General features: G+C 32.4%; 4 protein-coding genes and 1 pseudogene. All 5 read right to left on the bottom strand.

All coding sequences use genetic code 11. The annotated features are described in order from the left end of the window. On the bottom strand, window positions 1-822 hold an 822-nt coding region (locus GJV76_RS14910; RefSeq protein ID WP_155093383.1), incomplete at its 3' end, for a PorP/SprF family type IX secretion system membrane protein. Window positions 823-836: 14 nt separating this feature from the next. Beyond that, window positions 837-2,147, bottom strand: coding sequence for a gliding motility-associated C-terminal domain-containing protein (locus GJV76_RS14905; RefSeq protein WP_155093382.1), 1,311 nt, complete (start codon window positions 2,145-2,147; stop codon window positions 837-839). 15 nt (window positions 2,148-2,162) lie between these two features. Beyond that, on the bottom strand, window positions 2,163-2,711 hold the full coding sequence (locus GJV76_RS14900; RefSeq protein WP_155093381.1) for a hypothetical protein: 549 nt from the start codon (window positions 2,709-2,711) through the stop codon (window positions 2,163-2,165). A 13-nt stretch (window positions 2,712-2,724) separates the two neighbouring features. Further along, window positions 2,725-6,135: a hypothetical protein gene (locus GJV76_RS14895; protein WP_155093380.1), complete on the bottom strand. Its 3,411-nt coding sequence runs from the start codon at window positions 6,133-6,135 to the stop codon at window positions 2,725-2,727. Window positions 6,136-6,145: 10 nt separating this feature from the next. Then, window positions 6,146-6,799, bottom strand: a pseudogene (locus GJV76_RS15775) (hypothetical protein); the annotation flags it as partial.

Below are 6,799 nucleotides of genomic sequence, written 5' to 3'. Positions count from 1 at the left end.
ATCATAAGAATAACCTACAAACAGATTTTCATTCACTTGCAACCCTACTAGCCCACTTACTGCAGCATCCCAACGGTAAGCTGCTCCTAGAGTAAACTTATCCATGAACAAGAAATTCGCAGTCAAATCTACTTGCAGTGGAGCCCCTTCCACTACTTTTATAAGAGTTGCTGGTTTGAACTTCAAACTTGGGTTGAGTTCAAATACATATCCCCCCATTAAGTAAAAATGTGCTTTTTGACGTAGAGTAGTAAACTCATTGTCATCATAACGGTCTGTTGTTAAAAAGTTTGGAACAGAAATACCAACATAAGATTTATCAGAATAAAGGTAAACCCCTGCTCCAATATTTGGAGTAAACTCATTGTTGACATTGTCATTTACTTTATCACTACCATCAAATATTCTAAGCTTTGTAAAATCTACACTCATTAAATTAGCTGTGGTCTTTAATCCAAAAGCCAATTTATACTCATAGTTGATATCAATTGCATAAGATAAGTCAATCGAAATATTGTTCTCATCCATTGCTCCTAATCTGTCATTGGTAAAATTAACTCCCAAGCCTAGACCTGATTCTCCAATAGGTGTGTTGGCAGATACACTAGCTGTCTTTGGTGCACCATCCATTCCTACCCACTGAGTTCTGTAGTGTCCGAAGATATTCAGTGTCCCTCTACTCCCTGCATAAGCAGGGTTTATCTGTGAGGGATTATACATATATTGTGTAAATTGAGGATCTTGTTGCGCTGTAGCTACCTGTGAGCTACCTACCAAGACAAGTCCCAATAAACTATTCTTTAATAATGCTTTATAATTCATTTTGAATTTTTCTATTAGTTAGTCTCCAAATGCAAGTAACCCGCTTTCTTTATAGTACGAGATCCTTTGTCATCCTTGTATTCATAAGTAATTACGTAGTAATAAGTTCCCGTAGGTAAACTCTCACCTTTACTAATAGTTCCACGTCCATCTGACTTTCCAACAAATACATTCCCTCGAGAGTTATAATTTGTCGTTTCATACACCCTTACTCCCCAACGGTTGAATATCTCAACTGTATTATTGGGAAAACGCTCTATATTGTCAATTCGAAAGAAATCGTTTTTCCCATCTCCATTAGCAGATACAAGATTGTAGATCACCACATCTCCGTCCAACAGCCAATCTTTATTAACTGTAGCCAGTGTAAAAAAACCATAGCCTTTAACAGAAGTTGGAGTAGAAATACTCTTAGTATCTACATCTACTATTCCGCCCTCGTCAACCCAGATCTGAAGCTTTTCATCCCATCTTACTATGTGCAATTCCCTAACTGGATCTTTCAACAGCTCACCTGGCGTGGTGCGCTCATCCCAAGTCAAAGTCAAGATGATATCGTCAGTATTATTACTATTCTTTGATTTCTCAATAACCCAATATTCCTTTTCATTGAGTTTATTAATTACGCCTGAGACATTGTTTCTAATATTAAAAAACTGATTGTCATCAACCTTATATTTACTTTGGAAAATATTTTTATTACTCTCACTAGCACTAATTCTAGCATATCTATAATAATTTCCATTACCTATTGGAAAAGTTATCTCTTGTTGGCCAACTTTTTCAACAAACCCATCTACATATGATACATTACTAACATTTTGAATTTTTGATCCATCATGGAAAGAAACCGCACCACTGTATTCTAACTTATTATCTACAGAAGCTTGCTGAATCTTTAAAATTCCTTCTTGAAAATCAACAAGTCCATATAAGTCTAAACTCGCTTGAATAAAAAAAGCAAAATCAGATGTTGAATTACTAAATATTACATTATTAAGTTCAGTTAAACCAACACCATCGATATTTTGTGGTTTTTTATTAACTTGATTAATATTGCTAAATATTGTTCGAGAATTTTTTAATTCTTTATCAAAGCTATGGATTCCATCATTTCGATAATCATTAAAGAAATACAAATTACCATCGTTTTGGATACTAGCACTTGTATGATTGTAAAAGCTTAGGTAATTGGTAAGTATACCGTGATTTGCAACTTTTAAAATACCATGATTGGAAATTATATTATCTTGAGCCCTACCTTTAAAGCAAATTGAAAAAGCTATCAAGCTGCAAAAAAGTATTTTATTTTTTAAATTATTCATAACCTTCACTTTTACTTATTTAACATCACTTGCCCAAAAAGACCAATCTTTCCCATTATAAATACAAAGCATTTTACTGTTTGTATCATAAGCAATAGTTCCGGCTGTAGGATTTTTAATATTTAAATGTGGACTCTCTACTCTAGGTAACACAAGAGCTTTTGAATCACTCTGTAAAACTAAAACTCCTGGTATAGTCAAATTTGGTTCTAAAGAAATACTACTTTGAACCCCTGAAATTTCCTGTACTCCATTGTAATACTCTAAATTTACTTCACCCGGTGTAACAGATAGATCCATATATTTTTCTTCCCCCAAAAAAAGAAGTACTTTCTTTTGTGTCTCATCCAAGAATAAGGTACCAGCTACTGATTCCTTATCTAAATTATCTTTTGCAAACACAGGTAAAACCATTCCTTTATTTTGCATATCAGCAAATTCAAGTATTGAGCTTTTAAACTCAATACTCTCTTTGCCAATTGTTACTTGTTGAGCATAAGTACTAACACTTGTTAATAATAACATAGAGATAATACCAATACTCCACTTTATATTCATTTTCATCCGTTTCTATTTTTTATTCCACACAAGATTGAATTATACAACCCCATTGCAGACCATTAAAGAGTTTTAAACAATTTTGATCAACATCAAATACAATCATACCCTCAACAGGAGATTCAATTTTAGTTATCTCTAAAGTGTGTAATCTTGTTGGCACAAAACCTTTAGAGAAAGAGTCTAATACTAAAAAAGCATTAGCATTTCGCTGGTCATTTGAAATATGAGTATCAAGTGTTGAGATATTAACGTAATCGGTAGGCGATACGAAATTCTGATCTATTACTCCAGGCATATAGCACACAGAGCAATATTCAACATTTAACTCTGTAAATGAATCATACACAGCTGAGTTTAAACAAACATCCTGATTGTCACTTGATAATTCAATAAATACATTTAAATCAAGAACTTTTTGTGTTAAAGAATCTACTTGTAAATCTATTTTCTTTGGAGCCTTTAAAACAAAAGTAATAGTAGACTCACCAACAGGTAACAAGAAATCCTCTATTGACAAGGAACCTTCCTCTACCTCAATTTCACTCTTTGAGAAATCAATAGAAGTTGATTTTAGAGAATCTTTAATTACCTGAAACTCTTCATTAAAATAAATATCAATATTGGTTTGAGCTAAATTATATGTATTACCATTATTATAAGTGGCTAAAAACGTGTATTGTGAATCCTCTGTAAAGCATTTCTTATCTAACAGCTGTAAGTCTACTAAAATTGGTTCGAACTGAGTCGCAGCTAATGCAGTTGTAATAGTTGGATTACATTGATCTGAAGATAGAAAATCACAACTCTCTAAAGTCACATCTTCATACATATCTGGATCATTCAAATCTTGTTTAGCAAGTCTTCTTTTATATGTAAAACTAGCTTTATTCTCATAATCCTGAACTTGAGCTTGTTTACTAAAATAAGCTCTTGCTCTAAAAGTTAAAGTTTTACCTCCAGGGATTTTTAATCGATCAATTTTTAACTCTTTGCTATCTTGGTAAGCATTTACAAATGCACCTTCAATGAAAACATTATCAATAGATAAACCATCTTTTTTCCACAATAATCCCTCAGGTAATATATTTTCAAATGGTACTACTTTAGTCTCACAATTATTATTGGTAATTCTATAGGTATAAACCACATCCTCACACATACTAACTTGCTGATCTGCTTGCAAACTAAAATATAACCCATCTTCATTTGATACTGGAATACTACTTGGACATCTAAAACTTAAGCTACCTATCCCAATTTTAGTTTTTGCTGAAGAACTACTCTCTCTTCTTACTGTATATTTAACATAAACCTTAGAAACAGCCCTCTCAAATTCAACATGAACAGTTCCAGCTACTCCAGTATAAGAAGAAGACTTCTCATTAGCTACAGCTTTAACACTACTAGCTTGATTAACAATTTCATAACTACTTTTATCTTGACTTGTTGAATAACTCAAAACAGGTTTTATAACAGTAGTACCACATAAACCATAAACTTCAACTTCATCATAATGTTTTCCTTTTTTATCTACATTGTAAATATCAAATTCCAATAAAGCAGAAGATGATAATTCCAAAAGAGTTGTTACAGATTCAGTATCGTTTTTAAGTTTTGCTTTTCTTAAAATCTCTAAAGAAGTTTTCCCACTAGCCTTAGGGTAACCTTTTTTAATAACTGTTGGATTATTTTGCATGGTAGTATTCTCATCAATCACTTTTACATCTACTGTAAAATTATCACCTAAATTATAAAAATGTTGAAGGTTACCTTTTTGCCAATCTGTCTCTAAAAAGCTTATTTGCTTAACTTTATCAAATTCACAAGTTTCACATTTTCCTTGAACTTCTACAGCTCCAAAACTAATGTAGGTATACTTATCTTGTAAAGGAAGTTCAAATGTATGTTCTCCATCCTTACCACCAATGTAGTTACCAACAATAGCACGATCCCATTGTCCACTCAAAGCTCGTTGCTCATCATTACTCAAAAGAAGATAAACCTGATATCCATCACCATTAAAAGCAAAATCAGCTCCACCAGCATTTACATTTAAAGTAATCTGATCAATATTAGTTTTATCTATTAACCATATTCTATCAATACCAAAATCATAATCTAAACACATACCTTGCTTGTCCTCCACATAAGTGGCTTGACTAACACTCTTGCCATTATCACCGAAAAAAACGGCTGATAAATCTTGATCAAACTCTTTTGAAATATTACTATATAACTCAGTTCCTTGGGTATATAAAGTTAAAATAGAACCAAGACCTGTTGAACGAGTTTTGTATATTCTAGATTCCGAAGCGTCATCTCTTACAAGACCTGCGACATTATTATGATACTTCCAGTTAACAACATCTTGTAGATACTCATTATAATTTCCTGGCCAAACTTTAGTTTCATCGGACAATACGTAATCATAGTTTAAGTAAGGATCGTTTCTATCAACATCCATTGTAATTCCGTACTTAACAGCTAAGTAAGACTGTACTTTCTCTTGCTGGTATTTATCCAATTCTTTTTCAAAGAAAATAACCTCTGAAATATTTCCTAAAAACTGTGCTTTTGTACGGCTTGCACCTCCAATAGTTGCACCTTGGGCTAACTTAAATCCCTCAGCAAAATCTTTCCCTTTATTTGTTGTAATTACGTCTTGCCAACCACCAAAATCATGAGTTATGGTAGCAAATCTGTTCTTATCATTGCTAGCAAAATCCGTTCGTTCATTTCGAACTTTAATCATTTGCATAGCTGTGGCACCTAAATTAAATCCTACTATATTACCATCTTGAATATGATTATTACCTATTGATGTAGCTCCATCATTTCTAAGCCTTCCAACTCCTTCCTCTGGTGCGAAACCCATAGCAGGATATCTAGTTCCGCTATCATTTGTGGGATCTGTTCCACCAAACCCATGAGTATAAAGTCTTTTATCTGATTTATTATCCTCCGCATAATAAATAACAAAAGTTGTTACTCCCAATGGAGAATTCTCAGTCATGGGCCTAGGGTCATGATTGGCTTTGTTAGGTGCATAATTACCATCTATGGCTAAGAATTGTCTATCTCCAAAGTGAACAGTATTATTAAAGTTCATTGATCTTTCATGATAAACAATAGTAGGACTGCCATCCTTTTTAGAACTAGATAAATCTTTAAAACTAAAATTGTTAAAATTACCAGAGTTATCTTTCCATACATCAACATTTTTTCCTTTCTCTAGTACAATATCTCCCTCATCATCTACTTTTAACCAAACTCTTAAGTCTTCAAAAACACCACCTGGACCAATTCTTTCAGATTGCGTTTGAGACCACATTACTGTATTTAGTAAAGCGATTAATATTATAAAACTTATTTTTCTCATCAAATTAATAGATTTAAACTCCTCTTTAGAAGAGGAGTTATTTTTCAAAAAAACTTTTTTACTTGATATACTCCAAGATTAATGTATATCCACCTGCTTGGTAATTAGTTATAATACTTCCTGGTATACCCAATAACAAGGTTGTCTTCTGACCTATTATTTGTTTTTTCACGACTCCTCTAACAATAGCATTAGTATCATCACTAATAAATTTAGCTTCTAATATTTTATTTGCAATAACTTGATTCACCTCAATTGTAGCTGAAGCTGAAGTTAAATTAATTGTATATACTTTTCGAACAATATCTTTACCATCAATCCATTTACCAATAACTGTTTCTTGTGATTCACTATACTGAGTTGTTTCATTCAATGTATTAGCTAGCTTTTGCTTATTATTTTTAAGAATTAGATCAAAATCATTGTTAACGTCTTCAGAAACTGTAATATTTCTCACCTCACCTTCTTCATTAGTAAACTGATAATATGTAAACTCATTATTTGGCGTGATTACAGGTTGAGTACCTTTACGTTCAAGACTAGTTATGGTTTCATTAAAAGTCCTCTCTGCATCTGTGGAATTATCTTTAGGATTTCCACTTTTAAAAATAAACCCTTTAGATTTTCCTGTTTCATTTAAAAGTTGAATAGAAGCGTAATTTTGAGAAGAAATAAACGTATCGTTTTGAGATAGTTCTGTAATAAACGTATC

Origin of the sequence: Myroides albus (assembly GCF_009711045.1) — a bacterium.
GTDB classification, from domain to species: Bacteria; Bacteroidota; Bacteroidia; order Flavobacteriales; family Flavobacteriaceae; genus Flavobacterium; species Flavobacterium album_A.
This window is presented reverse-complemented; position numbering and strand designations above follow the sequence as displayed.

What these genes read in the sequence shown, in the direction of transcription:
- GJV76_RS14905 (WP_155093382.1), bottom strand. Translation starts at nt 2,147, where the DNA reads ATGAATAATTTAAAAAATAAAATACTTTTTTGCAGCTTGATAGCTTTT.
- GJV76_RS14900 (WP_155093381.1), bottom strand. Translation starts at nt 2,711, where the DNA reads ATGAAAATGAATATAAAGTGGAGTATTGGTATTATCTCTATGTTATTA.